The sequence below is a fragment of the Burkholderia sp. AU32262 genome (genome assembly GCF_020419985.1).
In the GTDB taxonomy this organism is placed as follows: domain Bacteria; phylum Pseudomonadota; class Gammaproteobacteria; order Burkholderiales; family Burkholderiaceae; genus Burkholderia; species Burkholderia semiarida.
This window is the reverse complement of the sequence record NZ_JAIZRS010000001.1, coordinates 363430-387886: the sequence shown is the minus strand read 5'-3', so window position 1 is coordinate 387886 and position 24457 is coordinate 363430. Positions and strand designations below refer to the sequence as shown.

Sequence of the window (24457 nt, the reverse complement as noted above, 5' to 3'; positions counted from 1 at the left end):
TCACCTCCAGGAGCAGCACGATGGGCATCGATTCCGCATCTTCCGGCGGCGTGTATCCGCTGCATCACGGCGACCACAATTCGCACGGCGTGCCGCCGACCATCAACCCGGTCGCGCTGAGCCGCGGCCGAGACCAGCCGTTCTTCGATCCGGTCGCGTACGGCAACGGCCCCGACGACTCGGTGACCGACACGACCGAAGCGGCCGCGATCACGCACCACACGATCCTGATCGACGGCAGGCGCATCGCGTACACGGCGACGGTCGGCCACCTCGTGACCGTCGATCCCAGCAGTTCGCAGCCGGCCGCGAAAATCTTCTACGTCGCGTTCACGGCGGACGGCGCGAAGGAAGAAACGCGGCCCGTGACGTTCTTCTATAACGGCGGGCCCGGCTCGTCGTCGGTGTTCGTGCTGCTCGGCTCGTTCGCGCCGAAGCGCATCAAGACGTCGATGCCGGGGTTCACGCCGCCCGCGCCGTACCAGATCGAAGACAACCCGGACAGCATGATCGACCACAGCGACCTGGTGTTCATCAATCCGGTCGGCACCGGCTATTCGGCGGCCGTCGCGCCGAACAAGAATCGCGACTTCTGGGGCGTCGACCAGGATGCGGATTCGCTCAAGCAGTTCATCAAGCGCTACCTGACGAAGAACAACCGCTGGAATTCGCCGAAATACCTGTTCGGCGAATCGTACGGCACCGCGCGCAGCTGCGTGCTCGCGTACAAGCTGCACGAGGACGGCGTGGACCTGAACGGCGTCACGCTGCAATCGTCGATCCTCGATTACCGGCAGGCCGGCAACCCGGTCGGCACGCTGCCGACCGCCGCGGCCGACGCGTGGTATCACAAGAAGCTCGGCATCAAGCCGGCGCCGAGCGATCTCGGCGCGTTCGTCGAGGAAGTCGCGCAGTTCGCGCGCACCGACTACCTGAGCGCGTTGCGCGCGGCGCCGCATGCGGACCCGGCCACCGTGCGGAAACTGTCGGAATACACGGGCATCGACACGGCGACGCTGCAATCGTGGGGGCTCGACATCGCGGGCTACGACACGCGCGGCAATTCGCTGTTCCTGACGACGCTGCTGCATGCGCAGGGGCTCGCGCTCGGTTCGTACGACGGCCGCGTGACCGGGATCTCGTCGGGCATCGCCGGCAAGATCGACCCGAATTCGGGCGGCAACGATCCGACGATGACAGCCGTGACGGGCGTCTATACGGCGATGTGGAACAGCTACCTGAACGAGCAGTTGAAGTTCACGTCGAACTCGGCGTTCACGGACCTGAACGACCAGGCTTTCAAGAACTGGGATTTCAGCCACATCGACCCGACCGGCGCGCAGCAGGGCATCGATGCACAGGGCAACGTGATTCTCTACACGGCCGGCGACCTCGCCGCGGTGATGGCGCTGAACGTGGACCTGAAGGTGCTGTCGGCGAACGGCTTCTACGATTTCGTCACGCCGTTCTACCAGACCGTGATCGATCTGCAGCAGATGCCGCTGGAGGACCAGAAGGTGCGGCAGAACCTGTCCGCGCGGTTCTATCCGTCGGGGCACATGGTGTACCTCGACGCCGGGTCGCGCACCGCGCTCAAGCGCGATCTCGCGACGATGTACGACGCGACGGTCAGCGATACGGGCGCGCGGATGCGCATTCGTGCGCTGCAGGCGAAGAAGACGGGCGGGCGCGCGTAGCGTGGCCCGTCGCCGGTCGGCCGCGCGCAGCCGTGACGGTGCGCGCGGCGGTATGTCGGTGGCGCGGCGGCCGGCTTATGCGGTGGCCGGCCAGTCGAACATCGTGTACGGCAGTGCGCGCTTGTGGCGCGAGCCGTCGTAGAAGCGCAGCACCGTTTCATACACGCGATCGGCAACCGGCTTGCCTTCGAGGAAATCGTCGATCTCGTCGTAGGTCACGCCATACGCGTGCTCGTCGGGGCGCAGCGGGCGCAGCTCCTCGAGGTCGGCCGTCGGCACCTTCATCACGATCAGCTCGTCGCCGCCGAGCGCGCGCGCGACCGCGCGCACGCGACGCTTGCTCAGGCCCGCGAGCGGCAGGATGTCCGCGCCGCCGTCGCCGAACTTCGTGAAGAAACCCATCAGCGATTCGGCCGCGTGATCCGTGCCGATCACGATGCCGCGCCGCGCGCCGGCTACCGCGTACTGCGCGATCATGCGCTCGCGCGCCTTGATGTTGCCGTGCACGAAATCCTGCTGCGCGGGCGTGTCGAACGCATGGCCGGATGCGACCAGCGAACGGAGCATCGCATCGGCGGCCGGCTTCACGTCGACCGTCAGCACCTCGTCCGCGCGCACGAACGCCAGCGCGCGCTGCGCATCCTCTTCGTCGTTCTGCACGCCGTTCGGCAGGCGCATCGCGATGAAGCGTGCATCGTAGCCGTCGGCGCGCAGGCGCTCGACCGCCAGTTGCGCGAGACGTCCGGCCGTCGACGAATCGACGCCGCCGCTGATGCCGAGCACGTAGGTCCGCAGGCCGGTCGAACGCAGGTACTGCGCGAGGAAATCGACGCGCCGGGCGATTTCGGCTTCGGCGTCGAAGTGCGGGGCGACGTTCAGTTCGGCAATGATCGCGCGTTGGCGGCTGGCGTAATCGGCGGAGGTCATGAGGGAAATTCCGGAACGAATTGCAAGGCGCCCATCATAAGCGCAATCGCGGCGCGCCGCCGCGCCGGGCCTGCGTTTCCGGCGGTTTCGCGTTGCTTCGGCGAGACGCGGCGCGTCGCCATGGTGCGCGGTGCGCCAGGCAGGTGCGGGATGCGGCGCGAACGGCCTCCGGGCGGGGCGACGGCGGGCGTCAGCGCCGCGCGAGCACGACGCCCACCAGCGCGAGCGCGAAGCCGGCGAGCTGGATCGTCGCGAGCGTTTCGCCGAACAGCCCGTAACCCTGCAGCGCGGCCAGCGGCGGCGCGAGAAACAGCAGCGACGTCGCGCGAGCGGCGTTGCCGCGCCGCAGCATCCACATCAGCATCGTGACCGCGCCGCCGGACAGGAACACGACGCCCCATACGAGCGACACCCACAGCGCCGGCGCGCCGATCCAGCGGGTTTCATGGAGCAGCACGACGAAGGCGGCCGCGACGACCGCCGCGCCGAAGTTCTGCACGGCGACCGCCGTGCGCAGGTCGCTCTGCGCGAGCTTGCCTTTCTGGTACAGCGAGCCGGCGGTGATCGCCCCGACCGCGAGAACCGACACGGTGACGACGAGCCACGCAGGCGCCGCGCCCGGCGGCGGCGCGACGCCGCCCGTGACCTTCGGCGCGAGCACGAGCGCGACGCCGGCCAGCCCGAGCGCCATCCCGAGCCAGCCGCGCGCGGGCAGGCGTTCGTTGAACAGCGGGACCGCGAGCACGGCGGTGGCGAGCGGCTGCAGCGCGCCGAGCAGCGCCATCACGCCCGCGTTCAATCCTTGCGCGACGGCCCAGTAGCTCGCGCCGAGATAGACGCCTTGCAGCAGCGCGCCGGCGATCAGGTGGCGCGGCCATTCGCGGCGGGCCGGCCACGGCGCGCGTGCGACGAGCGCCACCACGCCGAACAGCGCGGCCGTGCCCGCGAAGCGCGCCAGCAGGAACAGGTTCGGATCGGCGTAGGGCTTGATCGCCCGTGCAACGATGAAGCCGGTGGACCAGAGCGCGACGAAAACGGCGGCGACGATCGAGTTGAGCATGCGTGACGGGCCGCGACGCGGCCGGACAGAACCGGAAAGTCGGCCAGTATCGGGCGAAGCCGTGCCGGTGTCTTGTCGAATCCTGCACTCACGCCGGGCGGTGCGTGACGGTGCGGGCGATCATCGCGCGCCGGGTGGGCGATGCGAAGGCGATGCGTACCGCCCCGTGCGGGCGGCTACGACGCGGCGGCGATCAGTCGATCGAGAACGTATCGAGCGGCTGGTTGGCGCGCGCGTCGGTCGCGAAGCGCGCGGCGAGCTGTTCGTAGAGTCGGCGCGCTTCGTCGAGCGTCAGGTCGATCCAGTACGGGTCGCCCGCCGCGTCGTTGAGGCGTTCCGGCGGAAACTGGATTTCGATCACACTGCCTTTGCGATACATGGCGCGAGCCCCTTGGTTGGTCGGTCTTGGTCGGTCGTTCGGCGAAAGGCCAAGTGTAGCAACCGGCGCCGCGCCGATTCGCGCGCGCCCGGCAATACTGAATTTCGCTTTCGGGCGACGTGCGCGGCCGCCGCCCGGCCGCATTCCCCGGCGCGGTCAAATGGTCGTCAAACGACCGTAATACAATGGCCGGCTTACCCATTACCAGTCGCCTCGGGCGCACACGCGATGCTGGCGGAACAACGTCATCAATACATCCTGTCGGAGCTTGGACGCTCGGGCGCGCTGTCGGTCGCGGAACTCGTCCGTTCGCTCGACGTGTCGCGCGAAACCGTGCGGCGCGACCTGAACGCGCTGGCCGCGCGCGGCCTGCTCGTGATGACGCACGGCGGCGCGCTGGCCGCGGCTCGCCGCGAGCCGAGCCTGTCCGAGCGCGAAGCCGCGAACGCCGACGCGAAGCGCACGATCGGGCGGCGCGCGGCCGAATTCGTGCCCGACGATGCATCGGTGCTGATCGATTCGGGCAGCACGCCGCATGCGGTCGCGCTGGCGCTCGCCGACCGGCACCGGCTGTCGATCTACACGAACGACTGGCGCACCGCATTCGTGCTCGCGCGGCGCAACGGCAACCGCGTGACGCTGCTCGGCGGCGAGCTGTCCGACGACGAGGACGCCACGTTCGGGCTCGACACGATCCACCAGCTCGCGCAATACCACGTCGATTTCGCGTTCGTCGGCGCCGGCGGCATCACGCCCGACGGCGAATGCACCGACTATTCGCGGCTCGCGGCAGAAGTGCGCAGCCGGATGATCGCGGCGGCGGGCACGGCGATCATCGTCGCCGACCATTCGAAGTTCGGCCGCGTGACGCCGGTGCGGATCAACGGCGCGTCGGCCGCCCGCTATCTCGTCACCGAACGCGCGCCGGACAAGGCGGTGCGCCGCGCGCTGACCGCTCGCGGCATCGAGCTGCTCGTGTGCGACTGACGCGCGTCCGACATACAAGGTTCATCGAACGGTCATCGTGCCGGAAGAACCGCCGTCGACACTGACCCATTCACCTCGACCGGCCGTCAGGCCAGGGAGCAACGAATGGCCGTCAGCGTGCGCAGCTATCTTTCCCCCACCCTCGTCCTGCTGGCTTTCGACTGGCCCGATGCGGCGTCGCGCGCCGATTTCCTCGGCTTCGCGATCCGGCGCACGCCGGGCTTCTGGTCGGCCGACGGCAAGACGCGTGCGCCGGACAGCTGGCTGCCCAACCGCCTGACGTTCGACGGCCCGGCCGCCGACACGCAGGGCGATGCGCCGACCGATCAGGCGCCGATCCAGAAATTCATGTGGTGGGACGCGCGCATCGATCCGCAGGACCGCGGTGCGTCGTTTCGCTACGACGTCTATCCGGTCGTCGGCACGCCGGCGAACCTGCAGGTGCTCGACGCGCAAGCCGGCGCGTGCGACGTCGTGCTGCCCGCGCACGTCGAGGACGGCATCGGCACGTGGTTCAACCGCGCGGTGGTCAGCTCGCAGGCGTTCGCGAAGCAGGTCGCGGCGCTCGGCCTCGCGCCGAACGAGGCGCCGAGCGCCGCGCAGGCGCTGAAGCTGCGCACGTGGCTCGCGAACGACATGGAGCAGGTGTTCGCTCAGATGCTCGATCCCGCGTCGCGCGCGGTGTCGGCCGTCTATCACCTGACCGACACGCTGTGGGCGCTGCCTGCATTCGCCGCGTTCGGGCGCCGGCATGGCGAAGCGTCGCTCGCGATCGTCTATGACGCGCACACGACGGCGCGCAAGGGCAAGCCGCCGCTGCCGTCGCCGAACCAGCCGGCCGTCGATGCGCTGCAGGGCCTCGCGACGCTCGCGCCGCGCGACCGGACGCACATCATGCACGACAAGTTCATCGTGACCGATGCGCGGTCGAACCCGGCGCCCGCGCGCGTGCTGACGGGTTCCGCGAACTTCACGACCGAGGGGCTCACCGAGCAGGCCAACGTACTGCATGCGTTCGACTCGCCCGCGCTCGCCGCGCTGCACAACGAGCGCGCCCTCGCGCTGGCCGGGAATCCGTCGATTGCGGAAACCGCCCGGCTGTCGCCCGGCTGGTCGGCGCCGATGACGATCGGCAGCGCGCAGGTACGCGTCGCGTACGCGCCGGAGCCGGCGGGGCAGCGTACCGAGATCGATACGATCGTCGCCGCGATCGCGGCCGCGAAGCATTCGGTGTCGTTCTGTCTGTTCATGCCGACCGACGCGGCGCTGCGCGATGCGTGCTTCGCGGCCGGCGACCGCGGGCTGATGATGTTCGGCCTGGTGAACCGGATCAACGTTGGCGGCGCGACGAAGGCCGATGCCGCGCGGCAGGCCGGCCAGTCGCTCGATGCGGCGACGCTCGCGAACCTCGAGCTGTACCACCGCAGCCGCGACAACCACGACGTGATCGACGCGTCGTATTTCTCGCCGGCCACCGTACCGCAGGGTTTCGAGCCGGAGTTGCGGCTCTTCCCGGGCGAGCCGGCGCCGGCGTTTCCGCCCGTCGTGATCCACCACAAGTTCATCGTGATCGATGCGGAAGGCGCGAATCCGGTCGTCTATACGGGCTCGGCGAACATGAGCCGCAATTCCGAGCAGTACAACGACGAGAACCTGCTCGAGATCCGCGACAAGCGGATCGCGGCGATCTATCTCGCGGAATTCCTGCGACTTTACGAGCACTATCGCGCTCGCGCATTGGCGATTCGTGCGAAGCAGCGCGGCACGGGCGCGCGTGCACGGCTCGCGCTCGCGCCGGATTCGAGCTGGGCGAAGAAGTATTACGTGGCGGGCAGCCCGGAAGAGAAGGCGCGGATCGCGCTCGCGTCGACCGCGCCGACGGACTGATGCGCCGACGTGCGACGGGCGCGGCGGGCGCGCGCTCCGACGGGCTGCCGTCGCTTACGCGGCGACGTAGCGGAGCACCGCGTCGGCGATCGTGTCGCGATGCCGCGCGCGCAGGCGCGGCGCCGACGGATCGCGGCCGAATGCGGCGCCGAACGTGTAGCGGTTCGCCACGCGATGGAAGCAGAACGAGCTGATCAGCAGGTGCAGGTCGTATGCGTCGATGTCCTTGCGGAACGCGCCGCTGGCCGCGCCGCGCTCGACCAGTTCCTCGAGCGTCTTGATGATGCTGACGTTGCGGTTCTTGAACGACTTGAGCTGTTCGAGATATTTCGCGCCGTGGATGTTCTCGATCGACACGAGGCGGACGAAATCGCGATGCTTGTCGTGATAGTCGAACGTGAATTCGACGAGACGGCGCATGCCTTCGCGCGGCTCCATGTCGCCGACGTGCAGTTCCTGCTCGAATGCGCGGATGTCGCCGTACACCTTCTCCAGCACGGCCTCGTACAGGCCTTCCTTGCTTTCGAAGTAGTAGTAGAGCATCCGCTTCGTCGTGTTCGTCCGCTCGGCGATCGCGTCGACGCGCGCACCGGCGAGGCCCATCGCGGAAAATTCCTGCGTGGCGACCTCGAGGATGTTGCGCTTGGTTTGCTCGGGATCGTATTTGCGCCGCGCATCGGACGCAAGCGCGCGGGGGTCGGACGTGGCGGCCTTGCTTCCTGCTTTCATGTGACTTTGTTGTGGTTCGCGGCGGCTTGGAAAAGGCATTCTAGCATGCGGAAAATGCCCGCCCGGCCGACCTTCCGCTCTAATCGGCAAGGCCGTCGCGGGCGCTCAGCGGCGGCACGACGCGAGCGCGTCGCGGGCCTGGTACGCCGTATACGCAAGCTGCGCGGCGGCGAGGCCGGCCAGCCCGAACGTGCGCGTGAGCCCGAACGCGGCGAAGCCGTCCGGCACCGGCCGGCCTTCGGCCAGCGCGGCGGCGAGCGTCTCGCCGGCCACCGTGGTCGGCGCCATCCCGTGGCCGCCGAAAGCGATCGCGTGCCACACGCCGTCGGCGTCGCGGCCGATCTGCGGCATCTTGTGCCGAGCGTAGCTCATCAGCCCGCCCCACGCGTAGTCGACCTTCACGCCGTCCAGTTGCGGATACACGCGCAGCAGGTCGCGCCGCAGCAGGCGCGCGATCGCGTCGGGGCCGCGGTCGAGCACGGAGATCCGGCCGCCCCACAGGATCCGCGTGTCCTTCAGCGGACGGTAGTAGTCGAACGCGAAACGCGTGTCGTAGATCGCGTACGGCGCGTCGATCGCGTCGGGCAGGCGCGTGCCGAGCGGTTCGGTCGCGATCACGTAGGTCGCGATCGGCAGCACCGCGCGCTCGATGCGCGGCGACACGCCGCGCGCGTAGCCGCCGCCGGCGAACACGACGTCCTTCGCGCGCACCGCGCCCTGCGCCGTGCGCACGACGTAACCGGCGCCGTCGCGCGCGATGCCGAGCGCGGCCGAGCGCTCGAACACGCGGGCGCCGCCGCGCGACGCGGCCGCCGCGACGCCGAGCGCGTACTTCAGCGGATGGAAATGGAATGCGTTCGGCTCGAACAGGCCGCCGTAATAGCGCCGCGTCTTCAGCCGCTCGCGCAGCGCGTCGGTCGGGACGGGTTCCCAGTCGACGCCGAGCTCGTCTTTCATCAGCGTGCGCACGCTGTCGAGCCGCGCCGGATCGTCGAACCAGTTCGCGAGCATCACGCCCCGGTCGACGATGTCGCAGTCGATCCCGTAGCGGGCGATGCGCGCGCGGATCAGGTCGACCGCGTCGACGGTGAGCCGGTACAGCCGGCGCCCTTCGTCGCGGCCGAGCGTGCGCAGCAGGTCGGCGTTGTCGAGGCTGTAGCCGCCGAACACGAAGCCGCCGTTGCGGCCCGACGCGCCGAAGCCGACCCGCTCGCTGTCCAGCACCACGACATCGTGCACGCCGCGTTCGACGAGGCCGAGCGCCGTGCACAGGCCGGCGAGGCCGCCGCCGACGATGCAGACCTGCGTATCGATCGTGCCGGTCAGTTGCGGGTAGGGCTGGCGGGAAACGGTGGCTTCGTAGAAGTTCTGCATGCGTGTTCGGTGACTCGTGACGGCGGAAAAACGGGCGGCGCGTCGATCTTGCCTGAACGCGCGCGCCGCGTCGAATGGGGTTTTCAGCGTAGCGGGCCGGGCACCGCGAAGGGGTGGCCGCTGGCGCGGTACCGGGCGTCAGGCGCCCGGCGTCGGGTTGACCGGGCGGGCAACGTAGGCCGGATAACCGGCGTCGGCCTTTTCGGCTGCTTCATGCGCCGCGTTGCGTTCGATCCACGGCGCGATTTCCATGTCCTCGTAGCGCACCAGGCGGCATTTGCGCACGAGTGCGTAGCCGAGCCAGATCGCGAGGAAGAACGGCAGGCCGATGTAGGTCGCGGCGACGCCTGTCCAGTCGATCCTGTCGGCGAGGAACGCGTGGTAGTCCTGGCCGAGCGCGACGACCGCGCACAGCGCGAACGCGAACAGCGGGCCGAACGGGAACCACTTCGACCGGTACGGCAACTGGTCGAGCCGGTAGCCCTGCTTAAGGAAGCCCTTGCGGAACCGGTAGTGGCTGACCGCGATGCCGAGCCACGTGATGAAGCCAGCCATGCCCGACGTGTTGAGCAGCCACAGGTACACGGTCTTGTTGCCATACAGCGACGTGAGGAAGCACAGTGCGCCGACGGCGGTGGTCGCATACAGCGCGTTGCGCGGCACGCCGCCCGGCGACAGCTTCGCGAAGAGTCTGGGCGCACGACCCTCGACCGCGAGGTTGTAGAGCATCCGCGTCGACGCATACATCCCCGAGTTGCCGGCCGACAGCACGGCCGTCAGGATCACCGCGTTCATCACGCCGGCCGCGAACGCGAGGCCCGCGTGGCGGAACACGAGCGTGAAGGGGCTCACGCCGATATCGGTCACGTCGCTCTTCAGCAGGCTCGGGTCGGTGTACGGAATCAGCACGCCGATCACGAAAATCGCGAACACGTAGAACAGCAGGATGCGCCAGAAGATCTGGCTCACCGCGCGCGGAATCGTCGTGCGCGGGTTTTCCGATTCGCCGGCCGCGACGCCGATCATCTCGGTGCCCTGGAACGAGAAGCCCGCGATCATCGCGACGCCGAGCATCGTCGCCCAGCCGCCGACGAACGGCGCGTCGCCGGTCGTGAAGTTGCCCCAGCCGGCGCTCGGGCCGCCCTGCATGATCCCGAAGATCATCATCAGCCCGACGCCGACGAACGCGAGCACCGTCAGCACCTTGACCAGCGCGAACCAGTATTCGGCTTCACCGAAGCCGCGCACCGACAGCGCGTTGAGCGCGAAGATCAGCGTGAGAAACAGCGCGCTCCACCAGACGCCCGGCACGTGCGGGAACCAGTAATTCATCACGAGCTGCGCGGCGACCAGTTCCACCGCCAGCGTCACGGCCCAGCTGTACCAGTAGTTCCAGCCGAGCGCGAAGCCGAAGCCTTCGTCGACGAACTTCGCGCCGTAGGTCGCGAACGAGCCCGACACCGGCATGAACGCGGCCATCTCGCCGAGGCTCGTCATCAGGAAATAGACCATCAGGCCGATCACCATGTACGCAAGCATCGCGCCGCCCGGCCCGGCCTGCGAGATCGACGCGCCGGACGCGACGAACAGGCCCGTGCCGATCGAGCCGCCGATCGCGATCATCCGCAGATGGCGGGCCTGCAACGCACGGTGGAGGGACGGCTTCGCGGGCGGCGAGCCGGACGGGCGGGACGAATCGGGGCGGGCATCTGAATGCATGGCGGGCGCTGGGCGCTGTCTCCGGGATTGTTGTTCGGTGACGAAGCGCCACGCGTTGCCGGCCGCGGGCCGGGCAGCGGTGATGCGGGGCGAAGCCGGCCCGCTGAGCCGGGCCCTGATGCGTGCGCCTTCGTCGGTCGTCCGGGCGCCGTAGTGGCGGCCGGCGGCACGCCGGGTGCGTTGCACCTCGACGTCGCACCGATTGTGGGTGCGGGGCGCGCGGGCGGGCAAACGATATTTCCGAACAGGGTGATGCGGGATGATCATCAACTACTGTCGCGGCGCGACGCGTCCGAGCACCCGTCCACGAGCTTTGGAAACGTCCGATATCGGAGCACGAACGGACGCGGCTGCCCGACTGACTTCTTGCGTTTTGGGAATGAAGTCGTGAGTTAATATCAATAGCGGCTCGACTTGTGGCCATCGACAATGTGTTTCATGGATCGTGCCTCGCGAGGCCGGGGCGCGCCGTCCGGGCGGGCTTTCGGCGGCGGCGCAGCGCGATGCGCCGGATGGCGCATCGGGCCCGCCGCGCGGCGCATCCGCTTGCACGAGGCGCTCGAACGCGCTCCAATCGAATCACGCGGGCGGCGCTGCCGCCGCACCGATCAATCTGTCCCTGAAGAGGAAGTGATGCAATTCAACGACATTCTTGCCGCGCTCGACATCGATCTCGCCCAGTGGAAAGGCAATGCGCTGACCGCGCGTTCGCCGCTCGACGGCGCGACGCTCGCGACGCTGGCCGTCGACACGCCCGCCGACGCCGAGCGCAAGATCGACGCCGCGCACGACGCGTTCCTCAAGTGGCGCACGGTGCCGGCGCCGGTGCGCGGCGAACTCGTGCGCGTGTTCGGCAACGTGTTGCGCGAGCACAAGGCCGAACTGGGCCGCCTCGTCACGCTCGAGGCCGGCAAGATCACGTCGGAAGGGCTCGGCGAAGTGCAGGAAATGATCGACATCTGCGATTTCGCGGTCGGCCTGTCGCGCCAGCTTTACGGCCTCACGATCGCATCGGAGCGCCCGGGCCACCGGATGATGGAAACGTGGCACCCGATCGGCGTGTGCGGCGTGATTTCGGCGTTCAACTTCCCGGTCGCGGTGTGGGCGTGGAATGCGGCGCTCGCGTTCGTGTGCGGCGATTCGGTCGTGTGGAAGCCGTCCGAGAAGACGCCGCTCACCGCGATCGCTTGCCACGTGCTGCTCCAGAAGGCGCTTCGCGAGTTCGAAAAGACGCATCCGGGCGTCGCGCCGACGGAGCTGAGCCAACTGGTGCTCGGCATGCGCGATGTCGGCGAGGTGCTGGCGGCGTCGAAGAAGGTGCCGGTCGTCAGCGCGACGGGCAGCGTGCGGATGGGCCAGGAAGTCGCGAAGGTGCTGAGCCAGCGCCTGGCACGCGGCATCCTCGAACTCGGCGGCAACAACGGGATGATCGTCGCGCCGAGCGCCGACCTCGATCTCGTCGTGCGCGCGGTCACGTTCGCGGCGGTCGGCACGGCCGGCCAGCGCTGCACGACGCTGCGCCGTTTGATCGTGCATCGCAGCCTCGTCGAGCAACTGCTGCCGCGCATCGAGAAGGCCTATGCGTCGGTGAAGGTCGGCAACCCGCTCGAGGAAGGCACGCTGGTCGGCCCGCTGGTCGATCGTGCGTCGTTCGACGCGATGCAGAAGGCGCTGGCCGATGCGCGCGAGCAGGGCGGCGAAGTGAAGGGCGGCGAGCGCGTCGACGTCGGTCATGCGGATGCGTACTACGTGCGTCCGGCCATCGTGCGGATGCCGCAGCAGTCGGCGGTGGTCGAGCGCGAGACGTTCGCGCCGATTCTGTACGTGATGGTCTACGACAACTTCGACGACGCGATCGAGCTGCACAACGCGGTGCCGCAAGGCTTGTCGTCGGCGATCTTCACGAACGACATGCGCGAGGCCGAGCAGTTCATGTCGGCGGCCGGCAGCGATTGCGGGATCGTCAACGTGAACATCGGCACGAGCGGCGCGGAAATCGGCGGCGCGTTCGGTGGCGAGAAGGAAACGGGCGGTGGGCGCGAGTCGGGTTCGGATGCGTGGAAGGCGTATATGCGACGCGCGACGAATACGATCAACTACAGCCGGCAACTGCCGCTGGCGCAGGGGGTGAAGTTCGATGTTTGATGCACCGTGTCGTGAACACGTATCGTGTGCTGACTCCACATAGCGACTGACAATACGTCGGTCCTGAGGTTTAGCGGAAAAGCCGGCCAGAGTGCCGGCTTTTTTTATTTTGGCGGTATTGATTGGCTCGTGGGGCTATAGAGTAGATCGACTGGTGGTGGGTATATATAGACCAGCTAATTCAGAACCGTAAGACGTGGGTCAGACAAGTACGGAATTGTTTTCCTTGTTTCGTATGTGTATGAAAATTAAGCGTTTGCTTGTTTTCTTTCAATTCTTTCTATATTTTTGAGGGGTCGATGTGGCTTTGAGGGACGTAAATTAAGGCCGATTGTAGGGTGAGGCCTCTTTGCGAGTATAAGAATTCTGGCGAAGCAATCTATGAATGAATTGAAAGGCCTTCTGAGGTATTACCGCTACTGTCCGCGAATGTTGGCTTTGCATTTCGTCTCCGCTCTGATGGCATGGTTTGCTCCCGATGACATATTGGTGCAATACCAGACGCTCGGAAGGTTTGTGTCCTATATGGCGAATATATTTCCAGTTATAGGGGAAGCGATTGAGAGGTCGGTGTTTCCTGAGGTGACCGGATTGTATTTTGCGATCATGTATGTGTTTCTGCCGCTGAGAATCATTGATTCAACTAGGGCATTTTATGCGGATAGGGATAGGACATTTGAAATAATTAGAGAATTTTTCTGGAAAAGAATTTTTGCTTCAATTGGAGTCGTTATTTTCTTTGGGTTTGGGATCGTGGCGGTATTGTTTGGTCGGCCGTACTATGAAATTAACATCATTCCTATTTCAAATTCTAGATTTTTTCTTGGGCTTGTCGGGCCATTATTTGCGGGCGGTGTTGAGGCATTCGGTGTTGCAGTAGGTTTTGTATGGGTTTTTATTTTTGTCTCATGGGTGTCGTCGAAAATGAGGGGGTAAAAATGGCACGGAATGAACCCGATAAGCCGGGCCGCGGGCGCCTCGCCGGGCCTGGGCGTGCTTGAGCGACGGTGCTCTTGCTGACGAACGTGCCCTCGTTGGCAAGACCAGATCGAATCTATCGACCACCTCGCTGGTTGACCAGTGCCGGTAGATTGCTAGCGCGATGACCAGCCACACCAGTTGTTCGGCCGGTAAGCACCGCCGACGAATGCCGGCCGCGCCCGCCGCTTCGATGGCCTGTTCGATCCAGTTATGTGGCAGATGCTTTGCTGAGTCGACTGAGGTCGGCAGGTGCGGTATCCAGTAGAAAGGTCAGGTGGTCGTTCAGCATCGCTGACCAAGTTAACAGTTTGCCGCTCCGTTTACAACTTCAACGATAAATTTACTACTCCAATGATAAAACAAAATACCTTTCAGGTTTTAACTGAACGGCATTGCTGCCACAGCGCCGGCTTTTTTGATTTTTTGCGGTATTGATTGGCTCATGGGTCTATAGAGTAGATCGACTGGTATTGTGGATGTGTAAAGGGCAGCTAATTCGGGGTTGTAAGGCGTGGATCAGACAAGTACGGAATTGTTTTCCTTGTTTCGTATGTGTATGAAAAATTAATCGTTTGCTTGTTTTCTTTCAATTCTTTCTATACCTTTGTGGTGTTGTGCTCGGTGACGGGTAAGGTACGGCAGAAAACGGATTTTCATGTGGTTTTTGGGATGACATTGATATTTCGAATTATGAAATTACGCGAATCTGAGCAGAAAGAAGTATTGTCGTCGAGCGATTGATGAATGAGTAAGAGCTGGTTGGGGTGCCTTTAATATGGGTCGCCAATGTTGAATGGATTGGAAAGTAAAATTAATGGGGCGTGACTCAATATTGAAAAAGGAAACTGATTCGAATGAATCTCGAAGTATTGTTGGTGAAATAATTGGAATTTATAAATTCAGTCCGGTTATTCTGGTATTGCATGTCGCCTGTGTAATCGTAGCTTGGCTTGCGCCGGAGGATGTGCTGGTGCAATGGCCCTTTCTGGATGTGATTGTAGCCGGCGTCGGCAAAGTATTTCCTTTGATATTCGGTGCTGTTGAAAAGTCAAAATTCCCCGACGTCACTGCACTCTATTTTGCACTGATGCTTGCCGCGTTCCCTTTTAGGCTTCTGGTCGGATTTCGCTTGCTTTATGCTGGTCAGGCTAAGGGGAGGGAAACGTATGAAAGATTGTCGATGGCAGGGAGGGCAAAGGTAATTTTTGGGGCTCCGTTTTTCCTTTTATGTGGGATTTTTGTTTTGGTTGAGGGGTATTACTACGAATTTAATTTCATTCCAATTGGTGAGTCTCGATTGTGGCTTGGCTTGGTGGGGCCATTGTTCGCCGGCGGTGCTCATATTATGTGTATTTCTCTAGGTCTTAGTTGGATTTGGTTTTTTATGACCAGAATTTTTTCATCGAAAGAGGAGTGATTCATGGCTTGGCATGAACTTGATGAGTGGGATGGGCTGGGTTCGCCATGGGAAAGGAATTAAATTCGCTGCAATATGGTTCCGCTCAGATGGGGTAAGTGTCGAACAATGCGGTGTGTCTTTCTACGGGTCCTGCTGCGTGGGTCCAATATGCGAGTACGATGTGGCAGAGCTTGGATGAGTTGAGTAACGTAACAATCAGCACGTTGGATAGCATTGTTTGTAGCCGACTTGATGTTCAACTTTTGAATTACGTTGAGGTCGCACGGCGGATCTTGGAAAGATGGCTTGTTTTCCAAGATCGCATAGGAAGCGGAGCCTTCGTCTCCAAATTGACGTCGGGATTCTGGTGAAAATTGGGCGGAATTGTTAGCGCGGCCGTGGCCACCGCTTTACGACCGCCATCCGTTTCCTTCTTTATGTTGAGATTGGCCTGCGTGGGGGATGCTATTGGGAGACTTAACCGACGGTGCTCGGCAGGAATATATCGCATACTCGGACAAGTACGGAATTATTCTGTCGTTTCGTATGCGTACGGAAGTTAAGCGTTCGCTTGTCTTCTTTCAATTATTTCTATATCTTCGTGACATGGCATCGTGCGGTTCAATAGTGTGATGTAGGGATAAGTGTTGATGTTGTGTATATATTGATTAGATCTACGTATGAAATATGATGCGGATCAAGATGGCTTGCCATTTCTGCCAGAGGATGGTCGACGTCATGGCTTAGCATTGGGGGGCGTGAGGAAGATTTTTGTTTTGCTCGTGATTTCGTTTTTTGTCTCTGCGTGTGCGATTAATTCAGTGGAGGATTACCCGGTTCGGTCTCCAAAGATTTTTTTGACGGATATCAAGACTGTTGCAGATTCTGGCGATCTTGAGAATGTCGAGTTTGTTGCGAATCGACTAAGGATTGACTACAGAGTGGACCCACGGCAGCCAGTTAGCGATAGCAAGGGAGTGATTGAGGGGTATGGGGTTGATGTGAAACGCATGGCATCCTCTAAAGAATACAGGAAGACGAGAGGGTTTGACTATGGAATATTCTGGCCTATGGGGAGAGGTTTCTATAGGGCCGGGTTGTCGCTCCCCATCGATAGCAAGGAAATATGTATAACACCGAGCGATCTGTTCGAGATATTTGATAATGTTGAAAAATATCCGGTTTCTCACGGGACGTGGTGGGCATATATATATGAAAAGAAGGATGTGAATACCAGAGCGGTTTTTTCGATTGATCGTGGTGGTTGTATTAGTGGTGTTTATATTTCGATGAATCGTGGGAGAAAGTGATGCGGATTATGCGGATAACTGGTCGTGCACCCCGAGATTCGTGCAGCGCGAGCCAAATGGGAGGCTGCACAAGCGAAGGTGACGACTGCACGGTCAGAGGGTATGCCGACGCTGGATCTGAGCGGCACGTTGTCCCGGAACGGCTACCCGAATCAGGGGCTGCAGTCGGTGCGGGCGACGCAAACCAGCATCGGCCTGACTCTGACGATTCCGTTCTTTGACGGTTTTTCCCGCACGTATCGGATTCGCGGCGCGCAGGCTCAGACCGAACTGGCACAGGCACAGCTTCACGATACGCAGCAGCAGATTCTGCGTGACGTGCTGAAGGCTCACGCCGATGCGGAGACGACGGCGGATAACCTGGGAGCGTCGGCACGCTTGCTGGCTGCCGCGGAAGCGGCGCTGACATTGGCGCGCAATCGTTACGCGTTCGGCGCAGGCGATATTCTGGAACTGCTGTCGGCGCAGGCGGCGCTTGCCGATGCCCGCCAGGAACGGGTGCGAACGCTCGCCGAATGGGAGGCGGCACGGCTTCGACTGCTTGCCAGCGCCGGCATCATCGGACGATGGGCATTCCGGTAGGACTGGAGACGGCCATCGCGGTAGCTGCAGTACGCGACCGGCCGTCTTTGTTCACTTCTCTTCCGCCGGCATGTTCTGCACGACCAGCATCTGCGGGCTCGACAGCGTAATCCCCGCCGCGCGCAACTGCTTGAGGATCTCGAACAGCAGATCGCTCTTCGTCGAACTCGCGATCCGCGGGCTCGACACGTAACCCGTCACGCTCAGCGTGATCCCGTCCGGCGCGAGCTGGCTGAACGTCACCGACGGCGCCGGTTTGTCGAGAATCGCCGGGTGCGCGCGATACGCATCGAGCAGCAGGTCGCGCACCTGTTCCGGATCGGTGTTCAGCGGGAACGTCAGCACCAGCGTCGCGACACCCTGCGTGCTGTTGCCCATCGTCACGTTGCGCACGTTCTGCGAGATCAACTGCGAATTCGGCACGATCACGGTCGAGCGGTCGCTCAACTGGATCTCGGTCGCACGCACGTTGATGCGGCGGATGTCGCCTTCGACGCCCGCGATGCTGACCATGTCGCCCACCTTCACCGGGCGCTCGGTCAGCAGGATCAGCCCCGACACGAAGTTCTTCACGATTTCCTGCAGGCCGAAACCGATACCGACCGACAACGCGCTGACGATCCATGCGAGATTGCTCCACCTGACGCCGAGCAGACCGAGCGTCATCAGCACGAGCAGCACGTAGCCGACGTTGGTGAACAGCGTGATCAGCGACACGCGCATGCCGGTATCCATGCCGAGCGCGGGCATGAACTCGCCGTCGAGCCAGCGGCGCAGCGAGCGCAGCAGGTAGAAGCCGATCGCGAACCCGATCACGGCGTTCATGATCCGGTCGGGCATGATGTTCAGGCTCTGCAGCCGCTGGCTGCCGATCATCGCGACCGCGCTGTCGAGCAGGTCGCCGGGCGTCGTGCCGAAGCCGCCCGTCAGCAGCGCGATTGCCGCGATCAGCATCAGCAGGCTCGTGCCGAAGCCGGACAGGACCGTGCGCGCCTGATCGAGGTGACGGTCTTCGAGCGCGAACAGGTGCTTGATCTGCTGGCCCGTCGACAGGCTCGACGAGAACAGGCTCTCGCTCGCGTCGCGCGTCAACTGGATCAGGATGTAGGTCGCGCACAGCACGATCTCGAACCACACGAGCTCGTACGTGATGAAGCGCGCGACCGTGATGTAACCGATCAGGAGTGCGATCAACGATACGACGATCGCGAGCGTGACGCCGGCATGGATCAGGCCCGCGAGCGTCGAGCGTTGCTCCGGCGCCTCGCCTGCCGCCGCGAGTGCGGCACGCGCGCGGTTCGCGCGCAACAGCGACGCGCCGATCGTCAGCGCGACGACGAGCGATACGATGCCGCGGCCGAACAGCGTGACCGACAGGCTGGTGTCGACGATCCGGTTGATCGACTCGAGCGTACCGGATACCAACAGTAGCGCGGCGAGGATGCTGGGGAACGGCTTCATCGCGAGCGCGACGGGATCGGCGAGCGCGGGCAGGCGCCACGACGGGTGCTTGGTGCAGAGCAGCGCACGGCCGAGGCCCGCGATCAGCGCGCAGGTCGCGGCGAGCTTCACGAACTGGTCCCACAGATCGGTCAGCGACGGCGTGAGCTCGTAGCGGCGCGCGACGGCGAGGTAGAAGATCTGCACCGCAATCGCCGTTGCCAGGAAGGTCGACAGGGCGGTCGACAGCGCCAGTGCACTGCGCCGCAGGCGCGTGGGCGGCAGGCGGTTCAGCGCGACCCAGGCGAGCCAGCGCTCGATGAGCCGGCGGCCGCCGAGCCATGCCGCGAATGCGGCGATCAGCAGCATCGCGGTGATCGTCCGCTGCCCGGGCACCCACGACGAGCGCAGCATGTCGAACAATTCGTCGTCGAAATCCTGGAGCCGTTGGCGGTCGTCTGGCGACAGGTGGAACAGCGGCAGCCAGAACTCCGCGCTGAAGATGCTGCCCGAACGGAACGCGAGCTGGTTCTTCAGCAGGCTGCGGTGCAGCTTCGCGAACTGCTCGGTCAGGTTCGCGAGGCTCGCCTTCTGGTCGGCGGCCTGCTTCAGCGCGGCGTCGATCTGCGTCTTGCGCGCGTCGAGCGTGGCCCGCTGCTTCGCGACGGCGGGCGTTTCCGGCGCGGCGCCTTCGGCCGGCGGCGGCCCGAGCACGTCGAGTTGCGCCTGGACCTGCGCGCGTTGCGGCGTGAGATCGCTCTGCAGTTTCGCGACATCGGCGCTCAGTTCCTGCGCCGAATCGTCGAGCGCGTCCAGCTCCTTGCTGTTGGACGTGGTCGAAGTCTGCTGCTTGATGCGGTCCAGCTCGGCCTGCATCTGCTTGAGCTGCGCGACCGCGTCGGGCAGCGAGATGGCCGGCTCGGTTGCGCCGACGCCGCTCGCGACAGGCGCGGACGCGGCCGCCGGAAACGCCGACGCGGTCGCGATCGCCGCGAACTGCAGCAGCGCGATCAGCACGATCCGGCGGGCGTACAGGGATAGTCGTTGTATGGACATGGGATGCTTACGATTTGCCGACAATGCCGGTTGCCGAAAGGCAGCCGGAAGCCGGTAGTTGGCCCGGTAGCATGTTACCGGGGCGCGGAACGCGTGGTTGTACCGATTGCGTCTTGCCGTTCGCCGCGATTTTGGCGGCGCGTGCCTGCGCGAAACGGCGCGGCAGGCCCGTATTGCCGGGCTTGCGCCGCCGGCGGGCGGGGGAAGGCGGCGCTGCAACGCCGAGCTGGCGCGCGTTTCGGCTCTGATACACGGTTACGCAATTTACACATTATCCGGCGCGGAATCGGGCATCGATTCGGTTCGGTGCCTGTATCGCAGCCGGCTTGCCGGTTCGCACCTGCGCGAAACGGGCGTGCCGGTACAATGCAGCGATTCGCCCGGCGGCGGTTCGACGGTCCGCCGGACGACAACACACAACACGACACGATCAGGAGACGCGCCCGAGATGGCCTCAACGGACAGCCTTCCGCAGGCACAAGCCCCATCCCCCTCCATCGACCCCGGCTCCATTTCGGCCCGCCTCGACCGCCTGCCGCCGACGCGCAGCGTCTGGAAGCTCGTCGTGCTGCTGAGCCTCGGCTTCTTCTTCGAACTCTACGACCTGCTGTACAGCGGCTACGTCGCGCCAGGCCTCGTGAAAAGCGGCATCCTTTCCGCGACGACGCACGGCCTGTTCGGCACCACGGGGGTCGCGAGCTTCATCGCCGCGCTGTTCTCGGGACTCTTCATCGGCACGATCGCGTGCGGCTTCCTCGCCGACCGCTTCGGCCGCCGCGCGATCTTCACGTGGTCGCTGCTGTGGTACACGGCCGCGAACGTCGTGATGGCGTTCCAGGACACCGCGACCGGGCTGAATTTCTGGCGCTTCGTCGTCGGTCTCGGCCTCGGCGTCGAGATGGTGACGATCGGCACGTACATCTCCGAACTCGTGCCGAAGCAGATCCGCGGTCGCGCGTTCGCGTGCGAGCAGGCGGTGGGGTTCGTCGCGGTGCCGGTGGTCGCGTTTCTCGCGTACCTGCTCGTGCCGCACGCGCCGCTCGGCCTCGACGGCTGGCGCTGGGTCGTGCTGATCGGCGCGCATGGCGCGCTGTTCGTGTGGTGGATCCGCCGCGAACTGCCGGAAAGCCCGCGCTGGCTCGCGCAGCAGGGCCGGGTCGACGAAGCCGACCGCATCATGCGCGCGCTCGAGGCGAAGGTCGAATCCGAATACGGGCGGCCGCTGCCGCTGCCCGCGCCGGCCGAACCCGTGCCGCCGCGCGGCAGCTTCCGCGACATGTGGGTGCCGCCGTATCGCAGCCGCACGATCATGATGACGATCTTCAACGTGTTCCAGACGGTCGGCTTCTACGGTTTCGCGAACTGGGTGCCGACGCTGCTGATCAAGCAGGGCATCACGATCACGTCGAGCCTGATGTATTCGAGCGTGATCGCGCTCGCGGCGCCGATCGGCCCGCTGATCGGCCTCGTGATCGCCGACCGCTTCGAGCGCAAGTCGGTGATCGTCGCAATGGCGGCGGCGATCGTCGTGTGCGGGCTGCTGTTCAGCCAGACGACGGTGGGCGCGTTCCTGATCGTGCTCGGCATCGGCCTCACGCTCGCGAGCAACATCATGTCGTACAGCTTCCATGCATATCAGGCCGAGCTGTTCCCGACGTCGATCCGCGCGCGGGCCGTCGGTTTCGTCTATTCGTGGAGCCGCTTCTCGGCGATCTTCTCGTCGTTCGTGATCGCGGCCGTGCTGCGCGGGTTCGGCACGTTAGGCGTGTTCGCGTTCATCGCGGGCGCGATGGTGATCGTGATGGCCGCGATCGGAGGGATGGGACCGCGCACGAAGGGTATCGCGCTCGAAACCATCTCGAAGTAGTGGGCAGGTGCGCACGCGTGTCGCGCGGTTCGCGCGGCATGCGTGCGATGTGGTCGAGGTTCTGAGTTCAGATGGACGGGGCGTCGGAATGATTGGTTGACCGAATCGATCGGACGGCGCGAGCCTGCCATGCAACGAACGCGCAAGTGGAAACGAGTTGAAACAAAGCGTGACTAAGCGCAATTTCACGGGAAATCGCGGTTTTCGTCGCTGCCGATTCACGCGCCGACGAGTAAAATGGAGGGCCTGACGACTCATTAGCCGCCATCGGAGCGCCCGCGTTGCATCAGCGAACGGCTCCGCCGCGAAGAGGCGTCGGCGCCGGGCGCGCGCGATGCGCCGCACGTGTCGATGGCTTGCGCGGAAGATGCGCCGCTCGCACCAGCAGCATGCGGCGGCCGGATCGGCCGATGGCTTCGAACGTATGATTCTTGCCTATTTGACGCGGCGCTTTGCGAAGCCGCGTTGCCTCGACCGCGCAGTCGCCGCATCCGTGGGGCTTGCTGCCGCAGTGTCGATTTCCGTGCTCGCCGAGCGGCCTGCCTTTGCCGCGTCCGACGCTGCGCCGTCTGCCGCGTCATCCTCATCCTCACCCGCTGTGCCGCCTGCTTCGGCGCCCTCCGGTACGCATCCGGCTTCATCCGCGCATGCGGCGCCGGGTGCATCATCGGCGGCAGCGCCGGCATCCGCCGCGTCACACGTGAATCACGCGGAACCCGCGGGCGCGGCATCGGGTGCGTCGGCCGCATCCGCGGCGTCGGCCGCCGCGCCTGCATCGGCCGCATCCGGCACGCCCGCCAGCGAGGCCGAGCCGCCTGCGCCCACTCCGCCGCGCCGGCATCCGCCGCTGTCGGCCGAGGAAGCCCAACGCGCGACGACGCGTGCGCTCGACATGCGCAAGCGCTTCACGCAGGAAGTCACGCGACGCCTGAACGTGCCGGCGAACGAGCAGCGCGCGTACGGCGAGCGGCTTCAGAAAGCACTCGCCGATGCGGACCTGGGCGATCTCGCGGGCGAATACGTCGTGATGGTCGATCGCGCGCCGAACGTGCAGGCGCTGTTCATCTACTTTCGCGCGACGCCGGCCAATGCGTGGCTGATGATCGGCGCATCACCGGTCGGCACCGGGTTGCCGGGCCAGTACGACCATTTCCTGACGCCGCTCGGCGTGTTCCATCACTCGCCCGATACGATGGATTTCCGCGCGGAAGGCACGACGAACGAGAACGGTATCCGCGGCTACGGCCGCCGCGACATGCGCATCTACGATTTCGGCTGGGTGGACGGCGAGCGCGGCTGGGGCAAGGGCGGCGTGTCGCCGATGCGCTTCCAGATGCATGCGACCGACCCCGACCGGCTCGAAGCGCTGCTCGGCATCCGGCATTCGAAGGGCTGCGTACGGATTCCCGCGTCGCTGAATACGTTCCTCGACCAGCACGGGCTGCTCGACGACGACTATCAGGCACGCGTAGAGGCCGGCAAGTCGCTGTGGGTGCTGCGTCGCGATCGCGACATCACGCCGATCGCGGGCCGCTATCTGGTCGTGATCGACAGCGCGCGCAAGACCCGCCCGGCCTGGTCGCCGATGCCGGGGCGCGGCGCGTGGTCGAAGCTGCCGAAGGGCGGGGACACGGCGGATTGACGGCCCGTTCGCCGAGCGCGGAAGGCGTAAAGATGAGAATAAATCCGTTTTATTGACATATAAGGAAAGCAAACTTTTATTATCCGATCCGGGTTCGTATAGTCGTGCCCAGTTTCGCGGAACCCTGCCGCGCCTGGACCCTCATCGACCACACGACCCGCATGAAAACTCTCTACAAGCTCGCTCCGCTCGCGATGCTCGGCGCCTTCGCGACCCATGCCGGTGCGCAAAGCAGCATCACGCTGTACGGTCTCATCTCGGCCGGTGTCGGGTTCGCGACGAATCAGGGCGGCAAGAACGCGTGGCAGGCGCTGTCCGGCACGAACCAGAACCCGCGCTGGGGGCTGAAGGGCAAGGAGGATCTGGGGCAGGGGCTGTCCGCGGTCTTCCAGCTCGAAAACGGCTTCAACGTGATGACGGGCACGGCCGCGCAGAATGGCCGCGAGTTCGGGCGCATGGCGTACGTCGGGCTCGCCGATCGTACCTACGGTTCGCTGACGTTCGGCCGCCAGTACGACGCGATCCACGACTACATCGGGCCCGTGATCATCGCGAGCAACGGCGTGAACATCGGCGACAACGACAACGGTTACAACGACATTCGCGTGCAGAACTCGGTGAAGTACGTGAGCCCCGTCTACTACGGGCTGAAGTTCACCGCACTGTACGGCTTCAGCAATGCCACCGGTTTCGCGAACAACAGCGCGTACAGCCTCGGGCTCGGCTATGAGCGCGGCCCGCTGCGCTGGAGCGCGGTCTATGCGCAGTACAACCATCCGTACAGCGCGACGAACCAGGACGGCGCGATCGCGAACGACTATGCGTCGCCGCTGCTGATCTTCAGCAAGAGCGCGATGTCGCCGGCCGCGTACGCAAGCCGGCAGCGGATCGCGGGCACGGGCGGCTTCTACACGATCGGCCGCGCGCAGTTCGCGGCGATGTTCACCGACGTGCGCTACGATTACCTCGACAATTCGCACCTGCACCTGCAGAACCTGGGCGTGAACGTCGTCTACACGATGACGCCGCAGCTCTTTCTCGGCGCCGCGTATGCGTTCACGAACGGCAAGTACGACGTGATCGACAAGCGTCCGAAATGGCATCAGGTGAACCTGCAGGCCGATTACTTCCTGTCGAAACGCACCGACGTCGCGCTGACGGTGATCGCGCAGCAGGCGGCCGGCGACGCGGATCATGCGCAGATCTTCGCGTATGCGCGTTCGACCGGCACGCGCCAGATGATGGCGACGCTCGGCGTCCGGCACGTGTTCTGAGC

The 24457-nt window shown here is 64.5% G+C and carries 18 protein-coding genes and 1 pseudogene; 11 read left to right on the top strand and 8 right to left on the bottom strand.

Translation table 11 applies throughout. From position 1 onward, the window contains the following. Positions 1–20: 20 nt before the first annotated feature. Positions 21–1697 carry a S10 family peptidase gene (locus LGN10_RS01585; protein WP_060315180.1) on the top strand — a complete coding sequence of 559 codons (1677 nt, stop codon included), beginning with the start codon at positions 21–23 and terminating at the stop codon, positions 1695–1697. A 75-nt stretch (positions 1698–1772) separates the two neighbouring features. On the opposite strand, the gene nadE is transcribed toward LGN10_RS01585, so the two are convergent. The 3 genes from nadE to LGN10_RS01570 form a co-directional block, all read right to left on the bottom strand. Continuing rightward, a complete protein-coding gene (gene nadE, locus LGN10_RS01580; RefSeq protein ID WP_059575561.1) occupies positions 1773–2624 on the bottom strand; it encodes an ammonia-dependent NAD(+) synthetase in 852 nt (283 codons plus the stop codon). 190 nt (positions 2625–2814) lie between these two features. Then, a complete protein-coding gene (locus tag LGN10_RS01575; protein WP_059575559.1) occupies positions 2815–3684 on the bottom strand; it encodes a DMT family transporter in 870 nt (289 codons plus the stop codon). A gap of 193 nt (positions 3685–3877) precedes the next feature. Continuing rightward, on the bottom strand, positions 3878–4063 hold the full coding sequence (locus tag LGN10_RS01570) for a hypothetical protein (protein WP_006480515.1): 186 nt from the start codon (positions 4061–4063) through the stop codon (positions 3878–3880). A gap of 228 nt (positions 4064–4291) precedes the next feature. Here LGN10_RS01570 and LGN10_RS01565 point away from each other — a divergent pair, with 228 nt between their 5' ends. Both LGN10_RS01565 and LGN10_RS01560 read left to right on the top strand, forming a co-directional pair. Then, positions 4292–5050, top strand: coding sequence for a DeoR/GlpR family DNA-binding transcription regulator (locus tag LGN10_RS01565; protein WP_059575557.1), 759 nt, complete (start codon positions 4292–4294; stop codon positions 5048–5050). Between the two features lie 105 nt (positions 5051–5155). Next, positions 5156–6937, top strand: a complete 1782-nt coding sequence (locus LGN10_RS01560; RefSeq protein ID WP_226221380.1) for a phospholipase D-like domain-containing protein — start codon at positions 5156–5158, stop codon at positions 6935–6937. 54 nt (positions 6938–6991) lie between these two features. On the opposite strand, the gene LGN10_RS01555 is transcribed toward LGN10_RS01560, so the two are convergent. From LGN10_RS01555 to LGN10_RS01545, 3 genes are all read right to left on the bottom strand, one after another. Continuing rightward, positions 6992–7666: a TetR family transcriptional regulator gene (locus LGN10_RS01555; protein ID WP_059575553.1), complete on the bottom strand. Its 675-nt coding sequence runs from the start codon at positions 7664–7666 to the stop codon at positions 6992–6994. A 105-nt stretch (positions 7667–7771) separates the two neighbouring features. Continuing rightward, the gene (locus tag LGN10_RS01550) at positions 7772–9040 is read right to left on the bottom strand and encodes an NAD(P)/FAD-dependent oxidoreductase (RefSeq protein WP_226221378.1); all 1269 of its coding nucleotides are present in this window, start codon (positions 9038–9040) and stop codon (positions 7772–7774) included. Positions 9041–9178: 138 nt separating this feature from the next. Further along, a complete protein-coding gene (locus LGN10_RS01545; protein ID WP_226221376.1) occupies positions 9179–10759 on the bottom strand; it encodes an amino acid permease in 1581 nt (526 codons plus the stop codon). Positions 10760–11392: 633 nt separating this feature from the next. Here LGN10_RS01545 and LGN10_RS01540 point away from each other — a divergent pair. Both LGN10_RS01540 and LGN10_RS01535 read left to right on the top strand, forming a co-directional pair. Continuing rightward, positions 11393–12904, top strand: coding sequence for an aldehyde dehydrogenase family protein (locus LGN10_RS01540; protein WP_226221374.1), 1512 nt, complete (start codon positions 11393–11395; stop codon positions 12902–12904). Between the two features lie 381 nt (positions 12905–13285). After that, positions 13286–13840, top strand: coding sequence for a hypothetical protein (locus LGN10_RS01535; protein ID WP_226221372.1), 555 nt, complete (start codon positions 13286–13288; stop codon positions 13838–13840). Positions 13841–13863: 23 nt separating this feature from the next. Here LGN10_RS01535 and LGN10_RS01530 read toward each other — a convergent pair. Further along, positions 13864–14174: pseudogene (locus LGN10_RS01530) on the bottom strand (transposase domain-containing protein); the annotation flags it as partial. A 504-nt stretch (positions 14175–14678) separates the two neighbouring features. Between LGN10_RS01530 and LGN10_RS01525 the strand changes: the two are divergent. The 3 genes from LGN10_RS01525 (at position 14679) to LGN10_RS01515 (ending at position 17176) form a co-directional block, all read left to right on the top strand. Continuing rightward, a complete protein-coding gene (locus tag LGN10_RS01525; RefSeq protein ID WP_226221371.1) occupies positions 14679–15302 on the top strand; it encodes a hypothetical protein in 624 nt (207 codons plus the stop codon). A 662-nt stretch (positions 15303–15964) separates the two neighbouring features. Beyond that, positions 15965–16594 (top strand): hypothetical protein, encoded by a 630-nt coding sequence (locus LGN10_RS01520; protein WP_226221370.1) that lies wholly within the window; start codon positions 15965–15967, stop codon positions 16592–16594. Positions 16595–16618: 24 nt separating this feature from the next. Then, a complete protein-coding gene (locus tag LGN10_RS01515) occupies positions 16619–17176 on the top strand; it encodes a TolC family protein (RefSeq protein ID WP_226221369.1) in 558 nt (185 codons plus the stop codon). A gap of 51 nt (positions 17177–17227) precedes the next feature. Here the strand turns inward: LGN10_RS01515 and LGN10_RS01510 are convergent, their stop codons facing one another. Then, positions 17228–19672, bottom strand: a complete 2445-nt coding sequence (locus tag LGN10_RS01510) for a DUF3772 domain-containing protein (protein WP_226221368.1) — start codon at positions 19670–19672, stop codon at positions 17228–17230. Between the two features lie 448 nt (positions 19673–20120). On the opposite strand from LGN10_RS01510, the gene LGN10_RS01505 reads away from it, so the two are divergent. The 3 genes from LGN10_RS01505 to LGN10_RS01495 all read left to right on the top strand — a co-directional run bounded on the left by LGN10_RS01505 (position 20121) and on the right by LGN10_RS01495 (position 24455). Continuing rightward, positions 20121–21539 carry an MFS transporter gene (locus LGN10_RS01505; RefSeq protein ID WP_226221367.1) on the top strand — a complete coding sequence of 473 codons (1419 nt, stop codon included), beginning with the start codon at positions 20121–20123 and terminating at the stop codon, positions 21537–21539. Positions 21540–21873: 334 nt separating this feature from the next. Further along, a complete protein-coding gene (locus LGN10_RS01500; RefSeq protein ID WP_226221366.1) occupies positions 21874–23181 on the top strand; it encodes a hypothetical protein in 1308 nt (435 codons plus the stop codon). A 161-nt stretch (positions 23182–23342) separates the two neighbouring features. Next, entirely contained in the window at positions 23343–24455 is a 1113-nt protein-coding gene (locus LGN10_RS01495; RefSeq protein ID WP_104012500.1) for a porin, read from the top strand. Positions 24456–24457 lie beyond the last annotated feature (2 nt).